Origin of the sequence: Chryseobacterium sp. C39-AII1 (assembly GCF_039672645.1) — a bacterium.
Taxonomy (GTDB): Bacteria; Bacteroidota; Bacteroidia; order Flavobacteriales; family Weeksellaceae; genus Chryseobacterium.
Genome location: NZ_JBDFPQ010000007.1, coordinates 60,742 through 79,706 on the forward strand (window position 1 = coordinate 60,742; position 18,965 = coordinate 79,706).

Below are 18,965 nucleotides of genomic sequence, written 5' to 3' on the forward strand. Positions count from 1 at the left end.
ATTCATTTATATCTTAAAATATATTTTTTGTAAGCTCGTTTTTTACTGGTTTTTTCTATAAATTTTAGGTAGATCTACAAACCAAATTTTTAAATTATTAGGGAGAAAAAAATTATTGACAGAATTTTTTTGATTGGCTTGCCTCTATTTGAAAATAAGAGATCGGTTCTTATAATAACTTCAGATTTTATTTAAATAAGTATTAATTTATCTTATGTACCATTTCTTCTAAAGGTATTCTGGCTTTCTCCGTATTAGCTAAATAATCATTAGCTTCATCGCGATATCCCAAAGAAAGAATAACTGTGCTATGCAGCCCTTTTTTTTCAAGACCTAATAGGTTGTCGAATAGTTCAGGATCAAAACCTTCCATAGGTGTAGCATCAACACGTAAGTTAGCAGCGGCAATTAGTGCAGTGCCTAATGCAATGTAAGTTTGTTTCTCTGCCCAATGTCTGTTTTGCTCATCGGTTCTACTTTTAAAAAAGGAATCTATAGATACAAATAGACCATTTAGCGATTCAATTGACACGTTTTTTACTTGGGATGTGAGGGACACTAGATCTTGTACGTTTTGCGTTGTGATCTTATTATAAGCGGCGAAAACTAATAGGTGTGAAGATTCTGCAATTTGTCCGTTAAAAGATTCTGCTTTCAATTTAAGTTTTAGGCCTTCATTAGTTATTACAAACAAACGGTAAGGTTGCAATCCGCACGAAGATGCAGTGAGGTTTATAGCATTTAGGATTTGGTCTACTTTTTCCTCATCCACTTTATCACTTTTATACTTTTTAACGGCATATCGCCAGTTTAAATCTTGTAATAATTCCATTTTGTAAAAACTTTTTTTTTCTTTAGCAAAGGTAGAGTCTATTAGTGACTTTTAGTAACTTTGTGACAAAAAGTAATGGTGACATTAGGGTAACCATCTTAATAAAATACAGAATTATAGGAAATATGGATGAAAATAATAATAACCCTGTTAAAGAATGTAGTTACAATATATTGTGTATTCATGATGCGATGGATGTGATTGGAGGAAGATGGAAAGTATCCATCATTGCCTGCTTATGTTTTCAGCCCATGCGCTATTCTGAATTATTACGGGAGGTAAAAGGTATTTCGGGGAAAATGTTGAGTCGGGAACTGAAAGATATGGAAATTAATCAAATGATCAGCCGTACAGTCATTGATACCCGGCCAATGTCGGTAGTTTATGATTTAACAGAGTACGGAAAAACACTGAAGGATTTTGACCTTGACAATTGCAAATTGGGGAAGAAATCACAGGAAGAAAATAATAGAAAGTTAAATTGTGCTAAGATAAAAAATCTAGTATAATATTTAAAAAGAATCTTTGTAATTAAAATTAGATTATCTCTGAAAACATACATACTTTATTTACATAAATTGTTAATACATATAAATGATTTGAAAATAAAAAAACTTTTTTGACCACTGTGACAGACTCGGCAGTTGGTTTTTAAAACAAGTCAAGTGCTTTTATGGGAGCCATTATTTTGGTTATTATCTGGCAGCTATCGGACTTGTATTTAAATTTTTTGAGATACGTAAACTCGGCGCCACTATTATTACATTTCTAATAGTTTTTCTAATCCAAAAAGTGCATAATAAAAATTCTAAAGTCAATAAGTTTAACGAATTAATTGCGGGTCATGAAAGAGCCAACAATCGAGTGGTTAGATATTGAAGATTTGAAATAAGATGAATCGAATGAGCTCTACAAAGCTGTACGAAAAGTTTCGTATGTTTTCCCAAAATCGCGAAAGCAAATAATAATTGTAATTATACGGATTTATGTAAAAATAGGAACATCATTTCTGTTATGTGATGACATTCGGGATACAATTTGAATAAAAAGAATGCTCATATGACCAGAACATTGTTTTTTATCATCAATACATAATTTTTCGGTTTGTGATCCGGACATAAATAATTCGAATTATGACGGAAATTTTTCGATTTTAAAGAATTAAAAACGCTTTAAAATATTAGAATTTAATGACGGTAAGAAGCACCGATGAAATAATGTTTCGCTGCGGTATCTTGTATTCCATAATTAATTCCGATATCTAATTTAAAGTCTTTGACAACTTCCATTTGAATTGCAGCATTAATAAAATTTGAAAGCTCATGGGCTTTAAAATTATAGGTGTAATAAGTTTCAGCTATCCAGTCTATTCCTTTTGATAATGGATGACTAATTGTCAATGTTTGCAGGAATTCAGTATGCATTTCCGGTTGATCCAGATCCTTGAGTCTATCTACTTCCACCTGTAGACCCAATTTCCATTTTCCAGATAACTTATAGGACATAGGTACAATTAGTCCACCTTCCAGGCAACTCTCTTCATCATATTTTGAAGTAGGCAATTTGACGTAGGGAAGGATTGCCAGAGCAAAGTCACCATGGTCGTTTCCTATTACATTCTGTTTAATCCTGAATGTTATATCACCTATTCCGTCAGTTTTTACTACATAATTTGAAATTAGGTCTGTTTCCTTTTGCCGGCCGTAGGTTTGGAAACCAAACTGTATGGCTGTGCTTCCCGTAATTCCAATTTTTAAGTTGGCCTGATTGACGAGTAATGTGCTTGTTTTCAGAATGTCTGACTTTTCTTTTATCAGCCTTATTACATCCGTTTCATATTGAATATGCCCTGCATCGATTGTGTAGGGAGATTCGGTAACATCCGGACGGTCAGTTTCCATTTCTCTCATATGCTCATTGGGTACAGGATGAAAAAGTGAATAGTTCAGATGTTTTTGCTGTGCAAAGCACAATGCTGGCAGACATACAACACTAAACGTTAACTTTAAAAAAAAGTAAAAACTATTCATGGTATTTATTTTAAGTTTTCGAAACTAAATCGTCGAATCTTTCACCGTTTTATCAGGAGTTTTATCAGCGGTTACTATGTTTTTCGAGTCTTCTTTAGATATTATTTGCGGGCTCCATTTTGCATGTTTTGAAGGTTTAAGTTGATACCCCATTTTTTTAGCGTAGACCTTAGTGAATTCTGCACCAAAGAAAATAATCTGAAAGGTGTAATTAATCCACAACAACAGTAAAATAACAGTCCCGGCAGTACCAAATGCTGAACTGGGATTGAACGTTTCAAAATAAAAAGTAAGGATATACTTTCCAAGTGTAAACAGTGCAGCAGTTACTGCAGCTCCAACCCACACGGATTTCCATTGTAACTCAACATCCGGCAGAATTTTGAACATGGCTGCGAAAAGAAATAATGTAACCAGAAAGCCTATAACAATATTAATAATATTTACCAAAATTAGGGTTTCCAATCCGAAACGGTGGATAACCCAATCGTTAGCAAGACCGATGAAAGAACTCAGCAGCAAGGTAATGAGCATAAGAAATGCAATGACAATAATCATCCCCAGAGAATTCGCACGGTCGAGAAGATATTTTTCCCAAGCTTTTTTAGGAGTTGCCACAATATCCCACAGCTTATTGAGTGACTTTTGAAATTGGAAGAAAAGTGAAGTTGCCCCAAAAACAAGCGTAATGATTCCAATGATTTTCATAACGATGTTCGTTTTATCCACCATGCCGGCTACGACCATTTCTTCAAGACTTTTACCGACATCTTTCCCCATCATGCTCCCGATAAGTTTAGTGATTTCTCCCCGTACCGCTTCTTCACCAAAGAATATACCCGTAAGCCATATAACTATAATTAAGAGTCCAGGAATCGAAAAAATGGCGGTATAGGCTAAGCTGGCAGCCTCGGTTCCCAGATCCCGTGCATTCCAGTCCTTGTATGTCCCTTTAAGTATTTCCCAAAAATTATTAATTGCTTTCATGATGTATAGTATTACCGGTAAAAATCAGGTATATAATTTTTACTTACCAATATGATAGAGCTTGTTAGATACGAAACAGATTATTCATCTTTCTTTTTATAATGTTCAATGTTACTGAACTGATGGTAAGATATGTGCAGCTGTCTCAACTGTTCCGCAATTATCTTTGAACTTTCGCTGCAAAGATCACCGCTTTTCAATGCATTATCGTATGCTTCAATAGCATGTTTTTCACCAAAAACTACATTCTCCAAGGTTTCTTTATCACTATTACTTGTCGGTATGGAATTTTTAATATCGATCCAAGTCCGGTGTAAACTACCAGACAATGATGATTTTTCTTCATCAGGATTTCCACCTCTTTCAGTAATGAGATTAATAATTTCATTCTTCATTATTTTTGACTGAGAAATCATTTTATCATATTCACCCTTTAGATCAGAATAGCTTTCCCAAACTTTTCCTTCTACGCTTTCAAAACCTTTAATTCTGTCATTGGTAATATGAAGTAATTCATTAAGTGCTGAAATTGTTTTATTATTTTCCATACTGAATATTTTTGAATGATTGAACAATAAATATGCCTATGCTATTTGTTTTGTGGTATGTTAGGGCTTTATTTTTATAAAATTCGCAAGCGAGTAATGTCGAGATCCATTAGATTTGGAATTTAATTATTTGAACAGCAGTTTATTAATTATTGTCCTACATAGAAAGTGTTATTTTTAAAAACACAGTCGTAAAATCTTAATAATCATTTGCTGTATACTGAAGTATTTATAAGTCTTATTCCTATATTTTACATGGAACTTATCTTGACTTTAATTAAAATAACTTCCATAATTATTTGACATAAAAAAAGAGATTAGGAAATTCGTGTCGCTAAACCAAATAAAATCCTATCCCTTGTACAAACTATTAAGCAAAGATACAATAGAATTAGAAATCGTAAATTCTATTCCCGTTGTAAAGAGGTGCTTCAAATCAAAAGTACTTATTGGGGAGATTATCAACTGTATTTTATATAAACTTAAAACATGCATTCAATGGTATCTTTTACCTATCTTTCAGTTATTCAGGAAAGAAGTTCTTCATCATAAAACAATCTTTGGCTATTATCGTAAATGTAAAGCTGGGATATGGAAATCTTGTTGGAATCTTATTTTACAAAAGAATAAATCAAAAATTGATGTATCCAGCACAGATGTAGATGGCAGCCACAGCCCAGCCTTATGAAGTGATGAAGTGGTCAGTTATCAGGGACGAAAAAAGCGCAAAACGACCAATGCTATATATCTGACCGATAGAAACGGCTTACCTTTGGCAATGTCAATCACTGTTTGTGGAAATTTTAACAAACAATTGTTTAAATATTCTTTAAAGTAAAAGTAATGAGTTCTCAGTTTTTTAATGCTTTACTTCATTGTACTGCTTTCATATTAGGAATTTTAAATAAACAATATTAAATCTCCTTTTACTATTATAATTAATGTAAACTTGGGTTTATGAAAAATAAATTTTAATTTTTTATAATAAACCGGCAAAAAGACAGCTAAGGTATAGCGGTCAGGCCATTCTTTTGCCAACCAAAAGACTACGGCATAAACGGTTTCCTCCCTAAAGGTACCCTCCAATTATTCCGTTTCCTTTAGAGTTTAGAAAATCGTTTAATTGAGAGTTTTCGGTCTTCGTTAAATCAATGAAGCTAATCGAGAAAGATATTTTCAATACCGTTATACCTCCAACATAAGTATTGACCTTTTCCATGTCCAGATTTCCTAATTATGCATTGAGAATTGGAACATTGGTGTAAGATTTATTAATTTAAAAAATAACATTGCTTTTATATCGAGAGGTTAATATATTCAGGGCTGTAATGTGGAAAGATTTCAAGAACAACTATGAAAAAGCGATGAGAAATCTTAATTTGAGTAATATTATTTTATTACCGTTGTAAAATCAAAATAGAGTAGTGGGAGATATCATTTAAAGCTTTGTAGAATTTTTTAAAATAGTTCATATAAATAATTTTAAGAAATTTCATTATTTGCAATTTTATAATAGCTTACATGTAAAAACGGTAAAAAAAAATATTAGTTTTTACCGTTTTTTCTGTTTAAAAGTGTTTTTTTTACACTTGTTTTTTTTTTTTTTAAATATTTTTTTTGAATTTCTTATCATATTTTTTCTGTAAAAAAAATCAATATTTTATTATTATTATTTTCTTGATAATTGCTTGTTAATTGATCTGTTACAGTATTTATAAGTGTAAAACAAATGATAAGCTTATCATATTTTATATGTGAATGTTTTCATAAAAAATCGATATGTAAATTGCTGATATTTAATTGCTAATAAAAAAAATATTTTTTTTATTCAGTTGAATTTTTATATTTGTGATGTTACGTAAATGTTAACATCTCCATGAGCCCGAATTTTATACATACCTATGTTTCTGTTGATTGTGTTGTTTTTGGATTTGACCATGAAAACAGATTGAATATTTTATTAGTGGAAAGACATCTTGATGAAGAACGCCAGATAAAGCTTCCAGGAAGCCTTATTTTCAGTGATGAGGATGTGGATGATGCCGCAGAAAGAGTACTGCATGAGCTTACCGGAATTAAGAAAATGGTTCTGAAACAATTTAAGTGTTTTGCAGATCCTATGAGGGCAAATAATGAGAATGATATCAAATGGATGGGAATAGAGTACAAGCACCATATCGACAGAATCATTACGGTGGCTTATCTCTCTCTTTGCAAGATAGATCATAAGATTAACAGTACAAAATATGCTACGGTAGATTGGTTTCCCATTGACGAGGTTCCTTCTCTGCCGTTTGATCATAATAAGATTATTAATGAGTCTTTAGTAGAGGTAAGAAAATGGATAGAGCTTGATTTTTCTATCATTTTTGAGCTTCTTCCAAAGAAATTTACCATCAGACAGCTCTATCAGCTCTATAGTGCATTGAGCGAAAAACGGATTGATATTAAAAATTTTCATAAAAAAATTTCCTCATTCAATTACATTATTCCTTTGGAGGAGATTGAAAAAAATGTGTCACACCGTGCAGCAAGATATTATAAGTTTGATGCCAAAATTTATAAAAAAAACAATACTAAACTAATAAAATAATACTTTTTAAAACTATATGTACTTACTAGGCTATGATATCGGCAGTTCTTCTGTGAAAGTTTGTCTCATTGAGGCATCCAGCGGAAAAGTGATCGCCTCTGAATTTTCTCCTAAAAAAGAGATGAAAATCACTGCGATCCACCCTGGTTGGGCAGAGCAGAACCCTGTCGACTGGTGGACAAACCTGAAGCTTGCTCATGAAGCGGTAATGCACGAATCCGGAATACATCCTGAAGATATCAAAGGAATCGGTATTACATGGCAGATGCATGGTCTTATTTTAGTAGACAAAGATCAGAATTTATTAAGACCTTCCATCATTTGGTGTGACAGCCGCGCGGTTCCTTATGGTGAAAAGGCTTTCAAAGCAATCGGGGAAGAAAAATGTTTATCTCATTTACTGAATTCTCCCGGAAACTTTACGGCTTCAAAATTAGCCTGGGTTAAAGAAAACGAACCGGAAATTTTTGAAAAGATTGATAAAATAATGCTGCCGGGAGATTATATCGCGATGAGACTTTCCGGAGAAATAGGAATAACGATTGAGGGCTTATCTGAAGGAATTTTCTGGGATTTTAAAAACAATTGTATTTCAGAAGATGTCATCAATTACTATGGCATTCCTAAAAGCTTTTTCCCTGAAATTATCCCAACTTTTGGGATTCAGACAACAGTTTCTGCGACAGCGGCTCAGGAATTGGGTTTAAAAGAAGGAACACCCATTTCTTACAGAGCAGGAGATCAGCCGAATAATGCTTTATCTTTAAACGTTTTCAATCCGGGAGAAATTGCATCTACAGCAGGTACTTCGGGCGTTGTTTATGGAGTTTTAGATAAATTAGATTACGATAAATTATCAAGAGTAAATACTTTTGCTCACGTAAATCATACTGAAGAATTAACGAGGCTGGGGGTTTTGCTTTGCATCAATGGAACAGGAATTTTAAATTCTTGGTTAAAGCACAACTTTGCAACCTCCCTATCTTCTTACGGGGACATGAATGACTTGGCATCACTTTCACCAGTTGGAGCCAAGGGTTTAAGCATCATTCCTTTTGGAAATGGTGCGGAAAGAGTATTAGAAAATAAAGAAACCAACTGTTCTATTCACGGAATTAATTTCAATATACATACAAAAGGAGATATCCTGCGTGCGGCACAAGAAGGAATTGTGTTCTCATACGAGTACGGAATGAATATCATGAGAAATATGGGTATGGATATTCAGGTGATTCGGGCCGGGAATGCCAATATGTTTTTAAGTTCAATTTTCAGAAAATCACTGGCTGGAGTGAGTAATGCTGTTATTGAGCTTTACGATACCGACGGAGCGGTAGGTGCTGCGAGAGCTGCAGGAATGGGAATCGGTTTTTATGCAGATTCTAAAGAAGCCTTTGCTTCTCTGGAAAGAATTGCTGTAATAGAACCTCAATTAGAAAAACGAGAACAATACTTAGAAGCTTATTCAAGATGGAAACAGCATCTTAACGAAATAGTATAATCCTACTCAACAACGGAATTTTCCATTGTACTTATTGACCTTTTCAGATCAGTGAGCAGGAAATTTCTACATCAAATTTTAAAAATAAATTTAAAAATTAAAATAAAATATATGAACACTTTAACAGGTACAAAAGAGTTTTTTACAGGAATCGATAAAATTAAATTCGAAGGAAAAGAAAGCAGAAATCCATTGGCTTTTAGATATTATGATGCAGAAAGAATCGTCATGGGAAAACCGATGAAAGACTGGACGAAGTTTGCAATGGCTTGGTGGCATACCTTATGTGCAAATGGTAGCGATCCATTTGGAGGTCCTACCATTCATCATCCTTGGGACATTGGAAATGATGCGGTAACAAGAGCGATGCATAAAATGGATGCAGGTTTTGAATTTATGTCTAAAATGGGCTTCAACTACTATTGTTTCCACGATATTGATTTGGTAGATCCGGCAAACAATTGGAAAGAATACGAAAAAAATCTTCAGGCTGTAGTAGAATATGCAAAACAGAAGCAACAGGAAACCGGGATTAAGCTTTTATGGGGAACAGCAAATGTTTTCACTCACGAAAGATACATGAACGGGGCTTCTACCAATCCAAATTTTGACGTGGTTGCATGCGCAGGAACCCAGGTTAAAAATTCTATCGATGCAACTATCGCACTTGGTGGTGAAAACTATGTGTTCTGGGGTGGTAGAGAAGGTTATATGAGTCTTTTAAACACAGATATGAAACGTGAAAAAGATCACTTGGCGCGTTTCCTTTCAATGTCAAGAGATTATGCTCGTCAGCAAGGTTTTAAAGGAACATTCCTTATTGAGCCAAAACCGATGGAGCCTACAAAACACCAGTACGACTACGATTCTGAAACGGTGATTGGTTTCTTAAGACATTACGGTTTAGACAAAGATTTTAAATTAAATATCGAAGTGAACCACGCAACTTTAGCGGGGCACACCTTCGAACACGAACTTCAGGCTGCGGTAGATGCAGGGCTTTTAGGAAGTATCGATGCAAATAGGGGAGATTACCAAAATGGATGGGATACAGACCAGTTCCCGATAGATTATTATGATATGGTTCAGGCGTGGTTGGTGCTTCTTCCGGCTGGAGGTTTAGGAAATGGCGGAGTAAATTTCGATGCGAAGATTAGAAGAAATTCTATTGATGCGGAAGATTTATTCATTTCTCATATTTCAGGGATGGATGTTTTTGCAAAAGGGCTTTTGGCTGCGGCAGATATTCTTGAAAATTCGGATTATAAGAAATTGAGAACAGACCGTTACGCTTCTTTCGACAATGGAAACGGAAAATCTTTTGAAGATGGAACTCTTACTTTAGAAGATCTTCAAAGAATTGCTCACGAAATTGGCGAACCACAGCCGAAAAGCGGAAAACAGGAGCTGTTTGAAGCGATCGTGAACATGTATATCTAAAAAATAGAAGAGACTGTTAAACACTAAGGATTCTCGAATGTCAATTTTTTAACAGTCTTTTTTTTCAACCCAACATTTAAAATTAAAACTTATGAATCGATTTTATTTTGGCGGTAATAAGGCAGCATTATTTTTTGCAATGGCCTTGTTACCTTCAGGGATTGTATATTCCCAGGTTAAAAAAGATACTGTACAGAAGGAGAAGAAGATAGAAGAAGTGATTGTTATAGGATATGGTACTCAGAAAAAAGAAGCTGTTACTGGATCTGTAGCCTCATTAAGCGGAACAGCCATTAAGGAAGTTCCATCTGCAAATATTACAGAGGCTATACAAGGGCGTCTTCCAGGGGTAGATATCGGAAGAACCTCTACCAAACCTGGAGCTGTTCAGCAGATAAGAATCAGAGGAGAACGATCTTTAACGGGCTCAAATGATCCTTTGATTGTATTAGATGGTATCCCGTTTGTAGGATCGTTAGGCGATATCAGTCCTTCAGATATTAAAACTTTAGATGTTCTTAAAGATGCATCAGCAACGGCAATTTATGGTTCCAGAGGAGCAAATGGAGTAATTATTATTACTACAAACAGAGGCGGAAAGGGGCAACGGGCAAGATTTTCATATAATGGTTATACAGGATTTCAGACGATATTTTCGAAATATCCTGTCATGAGTGGAGACAAGTTTGCTAAACTGAGAGCTGACGCTAATTTATTTACAAATGGACCTGATGAAATCAACGGTAAAAATACCGATTGGCAGGATCTGTATTATGGTGTGGGGCTGATGATGAATCATGATGTGGCAGTATCAGGAGGTACAGAGAAAGGAGGGTATAATTTTGGAGTGGCTTATTTTCAGCAAAATGGTGTTGTGCCTTTACAAACTTACAAAAGATTATCCATTAGAGGAGCGTTGGACCAGGAGATAAATTCTTGGTTAAAAGTTGGCTTCTCTACAAATTCTAATTTCTCAATCAATGATTTCAATGGCATCAGCGGTGCACCCGTTTTAGGATATTCACCATTAACAAGCCCATATCTTGCCGATGGATCGTCGAGGTTGAGAACTACTTTTGCAAATCAGGATCAGACGGCGTTACAGACCAGATCAATTTTAGAAAATTTAGGAGATGCATACGCTGATCGCACCAACGCATTCAGCTCCTATAATAATCTGTACGGAGAAATAAAAATCCCATCTGTTGAAGGCTTGAAATACAGATTAAATGTGGGGCTTACCTATAGAAATTCGAACAGTGGCTATTACCTTGGAACTGGGGTACTAAATTATCAGCCGACAACCGCTTCGTCAGCAAGTATCGGAAATTCTTTGACAAGTCAATGGGTAATCGAAAATTTAATTACCTATGACAGAACGTTTGGCAAACATAAAATTAATGCTACGGCTCTTTACTCGGCCGAGCAAACTCGATTCAACAGTTCATCAATTGCCGCCCGAGATGTTCCTCTGGATGCATTTCAATATTTTAATTTAGGCCATGCACAAGGCGAAATAACTATAGATCCCAACAATCAGGGATATTGGAGAAGAGGTCTGATGTCATTCATGGGAAGAGTGATGTATCAGTTTGATAATCGTTATATGTTAACAGCAACGGTAAGATCAGACGGCGCTTCAGTATTGGCTAAAGGCCATCAGTGGCATACCTATCCGGCAATATCAGCAGGTTGGAATGTTGCTAATGAAAGTTTTTTAAAGGATTCAAAATACATTAATACATTGAAGTTAAGGGCAGGTTTCGGACAAACATCAAACCAAGCTGTTGCCCCGTACACAACGTTTGGCAGCCTAAGTACAACACCTTATAATTTTGGAGCTGCAAATGCAATTGGAAATTATGTAAACAGAGCGCCAAATGCATCACTAGGTTGGGAATTTTCTAAGACATGGAATTATGGAGTTGACTTCTCAATTTTTAACAAAAGAATAAGTGGTACAGTTGAGTACTATGTTACTAACACTGAAAAACTATTACTAGATAAACAGCTTCCTTCATCAAGTGGTTTAAATCTTGTGTTGCAGAATGTGGGAGCTTCGCAGAATAAAGGTCTGGAAGTCTCTTTGAATGCTTTGATTTTTGACAATCCCAAAGGTTTTAGTTGGGAAGTGGGAGGTAATTTAGCAGCAAACAAAAACAAAATCACAGCATTGGCATCTGGGCAGGACAGAAATGTTAATAATTTATGGTTTGTGGGGTACAACATCAATGCAATATATGATTACCAATATATTGGTCTTTGGCAGCAAGGCGATCCATATCTGAATATTTTAGAACCACAAGTAGGTGCAGCGCCAGGAATGATCAAAGTTTTGTATACAGGAGGCTATAATGCAGATGGGACGCCTGTACGAGCAATTAATGAGGCAGACAGACAAATAATAAATACAAATCCTGATTTTATTGGTGGTTTTAATACTAGACTGGCTTATAAAAACATTGATCTGAGTGTTGTAGGAGCTTTTCAAAAAGGAGGGGTTCTTATTAGCACAATTTATGGCTCAGCCGGATATCTGAACAGGTTAACAGGCCGAGGGAATAATGTGGATGTAGATTATTGGACTCCCGAAAATACAGATGTAAGATATCCTAAACCAGGAGGATTATTAAGTGGGGATAACCCTAAATATGCATCAACTCTTGCTCTTTTTGATGCATCTTTTGTAAAAATCAGAACAATTACTTTAGGATATAATTTTAATAAAAGCACTCTTGAAAATTTAGGTGTAAGTAATCTAAGATTATATGTAACGGTACAAAATCCATTTGTTTTCGGTTCGCCATATTACAGACATTCCGGAATGGATCCTGAACCAAACTCAAGAGGAAATGAGAATCAGGCTGTTAATTCGTACAAAGCGAATCAGTTAGTTATAGGAACAAACAACCCAGCTACCAGAAATTATCTATTGGGTCTTAATTTAACCTTCTAAAATTATAAGTCATGATTAATTTAAATAAAAAATTCATTGCTGCTTTATTTTTAGCTTCAATAGCATTTACAACAACAGGGTGTAATGAGATTTTGGACGAACAGCCTAGAGGGATTTATACTCCGGAAGATTTCTCTACAGAAAGAGGAATATCGCAGGGAGTAACTTCATTGTATAGACAGTTAAGACTACTTTATGGAAATGGGTACTGGCTTAATGCTAATATGACAGGTACAGATGAGGCAACATGGGGGCAAAGTGCCGATGGAAACTTTAAAGATCTCGATATGACGGGTGGTGCAGGAAGTATCAATTCAAATACCTTTCCTACCAGTATGGTATGGGGATCCGTATTCCCGTCAATTAACACTGCAAATGGAATCATACAGAACGGATCTGGAGCAGGTATAGCAGAATCATTAATTTCAGAGGCAAGATTTTTCCGCTCGTTCTACTATTTCTTATTGGTTCAGACTTATGGTGGTGTACCTCTAGATCTTGGGTCTGGTGAGCTTACTTTTAATATTGATCCAAAAACAACTTCAGTGAGAAATACTGTTACAGAAGTGTATACTAAAGCTATCTTCCCGGATTTGGTAAAAGCGATTGATAATCTTCCTGTTGATCCTCGTGTAAAAGGAGGGGTAACTAAAAATGTGGCGAGATTATATTTAGCAAAGGCATATTTAACATATGGATGGTGGCTCCAAAACCCAAACAGTATCCCTACTTACCCTGAAACATCCCGTACCGATCCGGATGGTCACAATCCTCAATGGTACTTTCAGAAAGCTTATGATATTGCAATGGATGCTATCAATAATCCCGGGCAGTATGCCTTACAGCCAACTTACTATGATGTGAACAGAGGTGACAACGATCGTAATAGTGAATGTATGCTGTATGCAGATCATACAGAAACCAGTGCCTATTTCAATGAAGGGGTTATACAGGCAAGTTATGGTGACGGATGGTCTCCGAATAACTTTGCATCATGGATGATGACCTGGAATTATACCAATCTTAAGAGTAGTACTTCTGCGACAACTTGGTCTGCAGCAAGTTCTGTGCAGCGTGCAGCGTTTCAGCCATTGGGAAGACCTTGGGTAAGAATGGCTCCAACCATTGAGGTTATTAAAAATACATTTGCAGATAAAACAAATGATTCTCGATACGACGGAACCTTTACAACCGTATATAGAGGAAACTGGCATAAAGAAGGAACTGGGCTTACGAATGTAACCACATTGTACAATGCCAATAACCTTCCGATACACGCCAATGATGCCGTTTTAACATTTCTAAATGATGATTCCCAAACTCCAACCTATCCAACCACAGCCGATCAGAGCGGTGTGGGGGCAGGTACCCTTCCTGGTAGAGCAGACTGGGTGATTGCTCCAAGTGGTATCAGTAGAATTGTTTATCCCGGTATCTGGAAAATCGGACCATATAGAACCGATAATGGAAATGGTTTAGGGTATCCCAATCCAAGTCATACCCGTCCTTTTTATGCCGCTAAATTCTCTGAATTGTACTTTATTGCAGCGGAAGCTGCCGTGAAGGGGGCATCCGGATCTATGTCGGCAAGAGATTTAATTAATGTGATACGTGGACGTGCTGGAAAATGGAAATTTAATAATGCACAAAATGCATCGTATGTTGTTGATAACAGTGCTACTATGATTGCAGCCACACCTTCCACAATAACCATTGATTATATTCTTGCAGAAAGATCAAGAGAATACTTTGGAGAAGGATATAGATGGTACGATCTAGTGAGAACTCAGACGTGGGCATCAAAGTCAGCAACCTATTCTATTGGAGGTGCGAATTATGGAAATCATGCACCGCAAACAGTTACAAGGACTATTCAGCCTTTCCATTATCTAAGACCTATTCCTCAAGGACAGCTCGATGCTATGGAAGTATCTGCAGATATTAAAGCAAAATATCAGAATCCTGGTTACTAGAAATTACTTAATTTCACATTTCATATATAGTTCACAGGGCAGATTCTAAAAACATCTGCCTTGTTTTTCAATTAAAAATTTAAATGGTATGGAAAAAACATGGCGTTGGTTTGGGAAGAACGATAAAATTAAATTACAGACCCTTCGACAGATCGGTGTAGAAGGTATTGTTTCTGCACTTCATAGTGTTCCCAACGGAGAGATTTGGAGTTTGGAGGCTATTAATGATTACAAAAATTATATAGAAAGTCACGGCCTTCGCTGGTCTGTTGTGGAAAGTCTTCCCGTAAGCGAAGCAATCAAATACGGAGGTGAAGACCGTGATTTTTTGATAGAAAATTATATCAAAAGTCTCGAAAACTTAGGAAAAGCAGGCATAAATACGGTTTGCTATAATTTTATGCCGGTTTTAGACTGGGCAAGAACAGATCTTTTCCACGAATGGGAAGACGGATCTTCGTCACTTTATTTTGATAAAGCAAGATTTGCGTATTTTGAAATTCATATTTTAAAAAGAGAAGGAGCGAAAAACGACTATAATCAGGAAATCCTGGAAAAAGTTGAAGGATTAAAAAGCACGCTCACAGAAAAGGATAACAATGATCTGATAGATTCAGTCATTGTAAAAACACAGGGATTCGTTAACGGAAATATTAAAGAAGGGGATTTAAATCCTGTAGAAAAGTTCAATAATTTATTGGCTTTGTACTACGGAATTGATAAAAACCAGCTTAGGGAAAACCTAAAATATTTCCTTGAAAAAATAATGCCTGTTTGTGAAGAATGGAATATCCAGATGTGTGTGCATCCCGATGATCCACCTTTCGCTTTATTAGGTTTACCGAGAATTGTAACTAACGAAGAAGATATAGACTGGTTCCTGAATGCTGTGGATAATCCTCACAATGGATTGACTTTCTGCGCAGGTTCTCTTAGTGCTAATCTTCAGAATGATGTTCCGAAGCTGGCTCAGAAGTTTGCCCACAGAACAAAATTCGTTCACCTCAGAAGCACCAATGTTTTCGAAAACGGCGATTTCATTGAAGCACACCATCTAGGCGGAAGAGGAAAATTAATTGACGTAATTCGTGTATTCGAAAAAGAAAACCCGGATTTGCCAATGAGAATCGACCATGGAAGATTGTTGTCAGAAGATATCGATAAAGGTTATAATCCTGGCTATTCTTTCTTAGGAAGAATGTTGGCTTTAGGACAAATCGACGGTGTGATGGCAGCTGTCAATTCTGAATCAAGATAAGGAGAATCCGAAGGATTCAATATCAATAGCCGTAGGTGTAACCTATGGAAAAAGAGCAAAACAATCCAACGAACCCGAAGGGTTCAATATTATCATTTATCAATCATCATTTATCAATAATTAAAAATGAACGAAATATTCAGCATAAAAGATAAAGTAGCGGTCATTACAGGTGCTTCCGGCGTTTTGGGAGGAAGCCTTGCCAAAAGTTTTATCGAAGCGGGAGCAAAAGTAGTGGCTTTGGGAAGAAATCAGGAAACGTTGGATTCCCGCATAAAGGAACTTACAGATTTAGGAGGTGATGCATTTGCCGTTGAAGCGAATGTAATGAACATCGAAAGCCTCGAAAATGCATCAAAGAAAATCATAGAAAAGTATGGTAAAATAGATATTTTGCTGAACATTGCCGGAGGAAATATTCCGTCAGCAACATTGTCTCCAGAACAATCATTTTTCGATATGAATATGGAAGGATGGGATGAGGTAACTGATCTTAATATCAACGGAACCGTTTATCCAAGCTATGTTTTCGGAAAAGTGATGGCAGAGCAGAAAAGCGGAAGCATCGTGAATATTTCCTCAATGGCAGCTTATTCTGCAATTACAAGAGTAGCTGGATACTCGGCGGCAAAATCAGCAATTACAAACTTTACACAATGGTTAGCTTCTGATTTAGCTTTAAAATTTGGAGATAAAATCCGTGTCAATGCCGTTGCTCCCGGATTTTTCATAGGAGATCAAAACCGTGCCATTTTACTGAATCCGGATGGATCTTTAACAGATAGAAGCAAAAAAGTAATGGCCAAGACACCAATGCAAAGATTTGGAGAAGTGGAGGAACTCAACGGAACAATACAGTTTCTCTGTTCGGATGCGGCAAGCTTCATTACAGGAGCTTTAATTCCTGTCGACGGCGGCTTTAGTGCATTCAGTGGCGTTTAGAACGTAGTTATTTTCTTCATATAGTTAAGACCTTAATTATTTTTTGGTTAAGGTCTTTTTTTATAACAATCCTAATAATCTAAAAATATAATAATGAAACAGAGACTAATGCAATCGATTTTTTCAGCACATAAAAACGGCATTATTGCAGCAGCAGCTCTACTGTCGACGACCAGCATCTCAGCCCAGACATTCACCGATTTTCAATATAAAGGAAACGACAAAATATACAACGACAATCCTTTAAAATCAGACGAATTCTATTCCCCGATTCTTCAGGGCTGTTATCCCGACCCAAGTATCACCAAAAAAGGAGATGATTATTACTTAGTAAACTCTTCTTTTTCAATGTTTCCGGGTGTTCCGATTTTCACTTCCAAAGATTTGGTCAATTGGAAGCAGGTTGGGCACGTTCTCGACAGACCTTCTCAGTTAAAAGTTGAAAAAGGTGGCGTTTCTCACGGAATTTACGCACCGGATATCAAATACAACAAGTACAACGACACTTTTTATATGATTACCACTCAGATTGCAGGTGGAATCGGCAATATGGTCGTAAAAACCAAAGACCCGGCAAAAGGCTGGAGCGAAGTCCAGAAACTGAATTTCGACGGTATCGATCCTGCTATTTTCTTCGATGATGACGGAAAAGCTTACATCGTTCACAACGACGCACCACCACAGGGAACAGAGCAATATCAAGGTCACCGCGTCATCAAAATGTGGGATTATGATTTAGAAAAAGACCAGGTGGTCGCAGGTTCAGACAGAATTATTGTAAACGGTGGCGTTGACCTTTCTCAAAAGCCAATTTGGATTGAAGGCCCGCATTTATACAAATACAAAGGAAAATATTACCTGATGTGTGCAGAAGGCGGAACCGGAGGCAACCATAGTGAAGTGATTTTTATGGCAGATTCTCCGAAAGGACCGTTTGTTCCCGCTAAGAATAATCCAATTCTTACCCAGAGATATTTTCCTAGAGATAGAAAAGAAAAAGTGGATTGGGCAGGTCACGCCGATTTGGTGGAAGGCCCGAATGGGCAATGGTATGGTGTATTTTTAGCCATTCGTCCCAACGAAAAAGGACGTGTAAATCACGGTAGAGAAACCTTCATTCTTCCGGTTGACTGGAGCGGAACGTATCCTGTGTTTCAAAATGGCTTGGTTCCGATGAAGCCGAAATTGAAAATGCCACAAGGTGTTCAGAATCAAACCGGACAAAACGGATTCTTCCCGAACGGAAATTTCACATATAATGATAAACTGACCGATAAAAACCTCGATTTCCGCTGGATTGCAATGCGCGGACCGCGTGAGAATTTCATTACGGCTACGAAAACTGGAGTAAGAGTGAATCCTATGGAAACGAATATCAAAGCATTAGCTCCGGTTTCGGCATTATTCCACAGATTGCAGCACGAAGATTTTGAGACATCTGTAACCCTTGATTTTAAACCTAAATCTGAAAAAGAATTGGCTGGAATTACGCTGTATCAAAGCGAAACATTCAATTACGTTTTCGGTATTACGAAGAAAGATAAAGATTTCTACATTGTTTTAGAAAGAACTGAAAAAGGTGAATCTAAATTAATTGCAAGCGAAAAAATTTCACTTTCAAAAAATATAAAATTTCAGATTACAGGAGAAAAAGATGAAATCAGCTTCAATTATTCTTTGGGTGGTAAAAGCTTTAAAAATCTAGGCGACGCGGTTTCCGGAGATATCCTTTCTACCGATGTTGCAGGAGGGTTCACAGGAAGTTTGATTGGTTTATACAGTACATCTTCAAATGATATTGTTCCGAATTAATTTAAATATTCTAAACCTTGAAGGTTTTGTGAAGGAAAATTGATGATGTCAATAGGAGCTCGCTTTAGCCCGTTTGTAAACAAAAAAATCAAT

At 36.3% G+C, this 18,965-nt stretch carries 14 protein-coding genes; 9 read left to right on the top strand and 5 right to left on the bottom strand.

All coding sequences use genetic code 11. The annotated features are described in order from the left end of the window. Nucleotides 1-202 precede the first annotated feature (202 nt). A complete protein-coding gene (locus ABEG63_RS12535) occupies nucleotides 203-832 on the bottom strand; it encodes an NAD(P)H-dependent oxidoreductase (RefSeq protein WP_346585196.1) in 630 nt (209 codons plus the stop codon). 125 nt (nucleotides 833-957) lie between these two features. Here ABEG63_RS12535 and ABEG63_RS12540 point away from each other — a divergent pair, with 125 nt between their 5' ends. Further along, nucleotides 958-1,341, top strand: a complete 384-nt coding sequence (locus ABEG63_RS12540) for a helix-turn-helix domain-containing protein (RefSeq protein WP_346585198.1) — start codon at nucleotides 958-960, stop codon at nucleotides 1,339-1,341. A gap of 678 nt (nucleotides 1,342-2,019) precedes the next feature. On the opposite strand, the gene ABEG63_RS12545 is transcribed toward ABEG63_RS12540, so the two are convergent. From ABEG63_RS12545 to ABEG63_RS12560, 4 genes are all read right to left on the bottom strand, one after another. After that, nucleotides 2,020-2,862, bottom strand: a complete 843-nt coding sequence (locus ABEG63_RS12545; protein WP_346585200.1) for a transporter — start codon at nucleotides 2,860-2,862, stop codon at nucleotides 2,020-2,022. Nucleotides 2,863-2,886: 24 nt separating this feature from the next. Beyond that, nucleotides 2,887-3,849: a YihY/virulence factor BrkB family protein gene (locus ABEG63_RS12550; RefSeq protein WP_346585202.1), complete on the bottom strand. Its 963-nt coding sequence runs from the start codon at nucleotides 3,847-3,849 to the stop codon at nucleotides 2,887-2,889. Between the two features lie 80 nt (nucleotides 3,850-3,929). Continuing rightward, on the bottom strand, nucleotides 3,930-4,397 hold the full coding sequence (locus ABEG63_RS12555) for a PA2169 family four-helix-bundle protein (protein WP_267402678.1): 468 nt from the start codon (nucleotides 4,395-4,397) through the stop codon (nucleotides 3,930-3,932). A gap of 1,069 nt (nucleotides 4,398-5,466) precedes the next feature. Next, nucleotides 5,467-5,616 carry a hypothetical protein gene (locus ABEG63_RS12560; RefSeq protein ID WP_346585204.1) on the bottom strand — a complete coding sequence of 50 codons (150 nt, stop codon included), beginning with the start codon at nucleotides 5,614-5,616 and terminating at the stop codon, nucleotides 5,467-5,469. Between the two features lie 657 nt (nucleotides 5,617-6,273). On the opposite strand from ABEG63_RS12560, the gene ABEG63_RS12565 reads away from it, so the two are divergent. The 8 genes from ABEG63_RS12565 (at nucleotide 6,274) to ABEG63_RS12600 (ending at nucleotide 18,872) form a co-directional block, all read left to right on the top strand. Further along, nucleotides 6,274-6,990 carry an NUDIX domain-containing protein gene (locus ABEG63_RS12565; RefSeq protein ID WP_267402681.1) on the top strand — a complete coding sequence of 239 codons (717 nt, stop codon included), beginning with the start codon at nucleotides 6,274-6,276 and terminating at the stop codon, nucleotides 6,988-6,990. A 16-nt stretch (nucleotides 6,991-7,006) separates the two neighbouring features. Then, nucleotides 7,007-8,491, top strand: coding sequence for an FGGY family carbohydrate kinase (locus ABEG63_RS12570; RefSeq protein WP_346585206.1), 1,485 nt, complete (start codon nucleotides 7,007-7,009; stop codon nucleotides 8,489-8,491). Between the two features lie 111 nt (nucleotides 8,492-8,602). Beyond that, nucleotides 8,603-9,931: a xylose isomerase gene (gene xylA / locus ABEG63_RS12575; RefSeq protein WP_346585208.1), complete on the top strand. Its 1,329-nt coding sequence runs from the start codon at nucleotides 8,603-8,605 to the stop codon at nucleotides 9,929-9,931. Between the two features lie 91 nt (nucleotides 9,932-10,022). Further along, entirely contained in the window at nucleotides 10,023-12,887 is a 2,865-nt protein-coding gene (locus tag ABEG63_RS12580; RefSeq protein ID WP_346585210.1) for a SusC/RagA family TonB-linked outer membrane protein, read from the top strand. Nucleotides 12,888-12,898: 11 nt separating this feature from the next. After that, nucleotides 12,899-14,860 carry a RagB/SusD family nutrient uptake outer membrane protein gene (locus tag ABEG63_RS12585; RefSeq protein ID WP_346585211.1) on the top strand — a complete coding sequence of 654 codons (1,962 nt, stop codon included), beginning with the start codon at nucleotides 12,899-12,901 and terminating at the stop codon, nucleotides 14,858-14,860. A gap of 88 nt (nucleotides 14,861-14,948) precedes the next feature. Continuing rightward, nucleotides 14,949-16,118, top strand: coding sequence for a mannonate dehydratase (gene uxuA / locus ABEG63_RS12590; protein WP_346585212.1), 1,170 nt, complete (start codon nucleotides 14,949-14,951; stop codon nucleotides 16,116-16,118). 126 nt (nucleotides 16,119-16,244) lie between these two features. Further along, nucleotides 16,245-17,060, top strand: a complete 816-nt coding sequence (locus tag ABEG63_RS12595) for an SDR family oxidoreductase (RefSeq protein ID WP_346585214.1) — start codon at nucleotides 16,245-16,247, stop codon at nucleotides 17,058-17,060. Between the two features lie 93 nt (nucleotides 17,061-17,153). Then, entirely contained in the window at nucleotides 17,154-18,872 is a 1,719-nt protein-coding gene (locus ABEG63_RS12600) for a glycoside hydrolase family 43 protein (RefSeq protein WP_346585216.1), read from the top strand. The last annotated feature ends 93 nt before the right edge of the window (nucleotides 18,873-18,965 follow it).

Bases quoted from the DNA above. Each gene is read 5' to 3' on its own strand.
- ABEG63_RS12535 (WP_346585196.1), bottom strand. From the start codon at position 832: ATGGAATTATTACAAGATTTAAACTGGCGATATGCCGTTAAAAAGTAT.
- ABEG63_RS12540 (WP_346585198.1), top strand. From the start codon at position 958: ATGGATGAAAATAATAATAACCCTGTTAAAGAATGTAGTTACAATATA.
- ABEG63_RS12545 (WP_346585200.1), bottom strand. From the start codon at position 2,862: ATGAATAGTTTTTACTTTTTTTTAAAGTTAACGTTTAGTGTTGTATGT.
- ABEG63_RS12550 (WP_346585202.1), bottom strand. From the start codon at position 3,849: ATGAAAGCAATTAATAATTTTTGGGAAATACTTAAAGGGACATACAAG.
- ABEG63_RS12555 (WP_267402678.1), bottom strand. From the start codon at position 4,397: ATGGAAAATAATAAAACAATTTCAGCACTTAATGAATTACTTCATATT.
- ABEG63_RS12560 (WP_346585204.1), bottom strand. From the start codon at position 5,616: ATGGAAAAGGTCAATACTTATGTTGGAGGTATAACGGTATTGAAAATA.
- ABEG63_RS12565 (WP_267402681.1), top strand. From the start codon at position 6,274: ATGAGCCCGAATTTTATACATACCTATGTTTCTGTTGATTGTGTTGTT.
- ABEG63_RS12570 (WP_346585206.1), top strand. From the start codon at position 7,007: ATGTACTTACTAGGCTATGATATCGGCAGTTCTTCTGTGAAAGTTTGT.
- xylA (WP_346585208.1), top strand. From the start codon at position 8,603: ATGAACACTTTAACAGGTACAAAAGAGTTTTTTACAGGAATCGATAAA.
- ABEG63_RS12580 (WP_346585210.1), top strand. From the start codon at position 10,023: ATGAATCGATTTTATTTTGGCGGTAATAAGGCAGCATTATTTTTTGCA.
- ABEG63_RS12585 (WP_346585211.1), top strand. From the start codon at position 12,899: ATGATTAATTTAAATAAAAAATTCATTGCTGCTTTATTTTTAGCTTCA.
- uxuA (WP_346585212.1), top strand. From the start codon at position 14,949: ATGGAAAAAACATGGCGTTGGTTTGGGAAGAACGATAAAATTAAATTA.
- ABEG63_RS12595 (WP_346585214.1), top strand. From the start codon at position 16,245: ATGAACGAAATATTCAGCATAAAAGATAAAGTAGCGGTCATTACAGGT.
- ABEG63_RS12600 (WP_346585216.1), top strand. From the start codon at position 17,154: ATGAAACAGAGACTAATGCAATCGATTTTTTCAGCACATAAAAACGGC.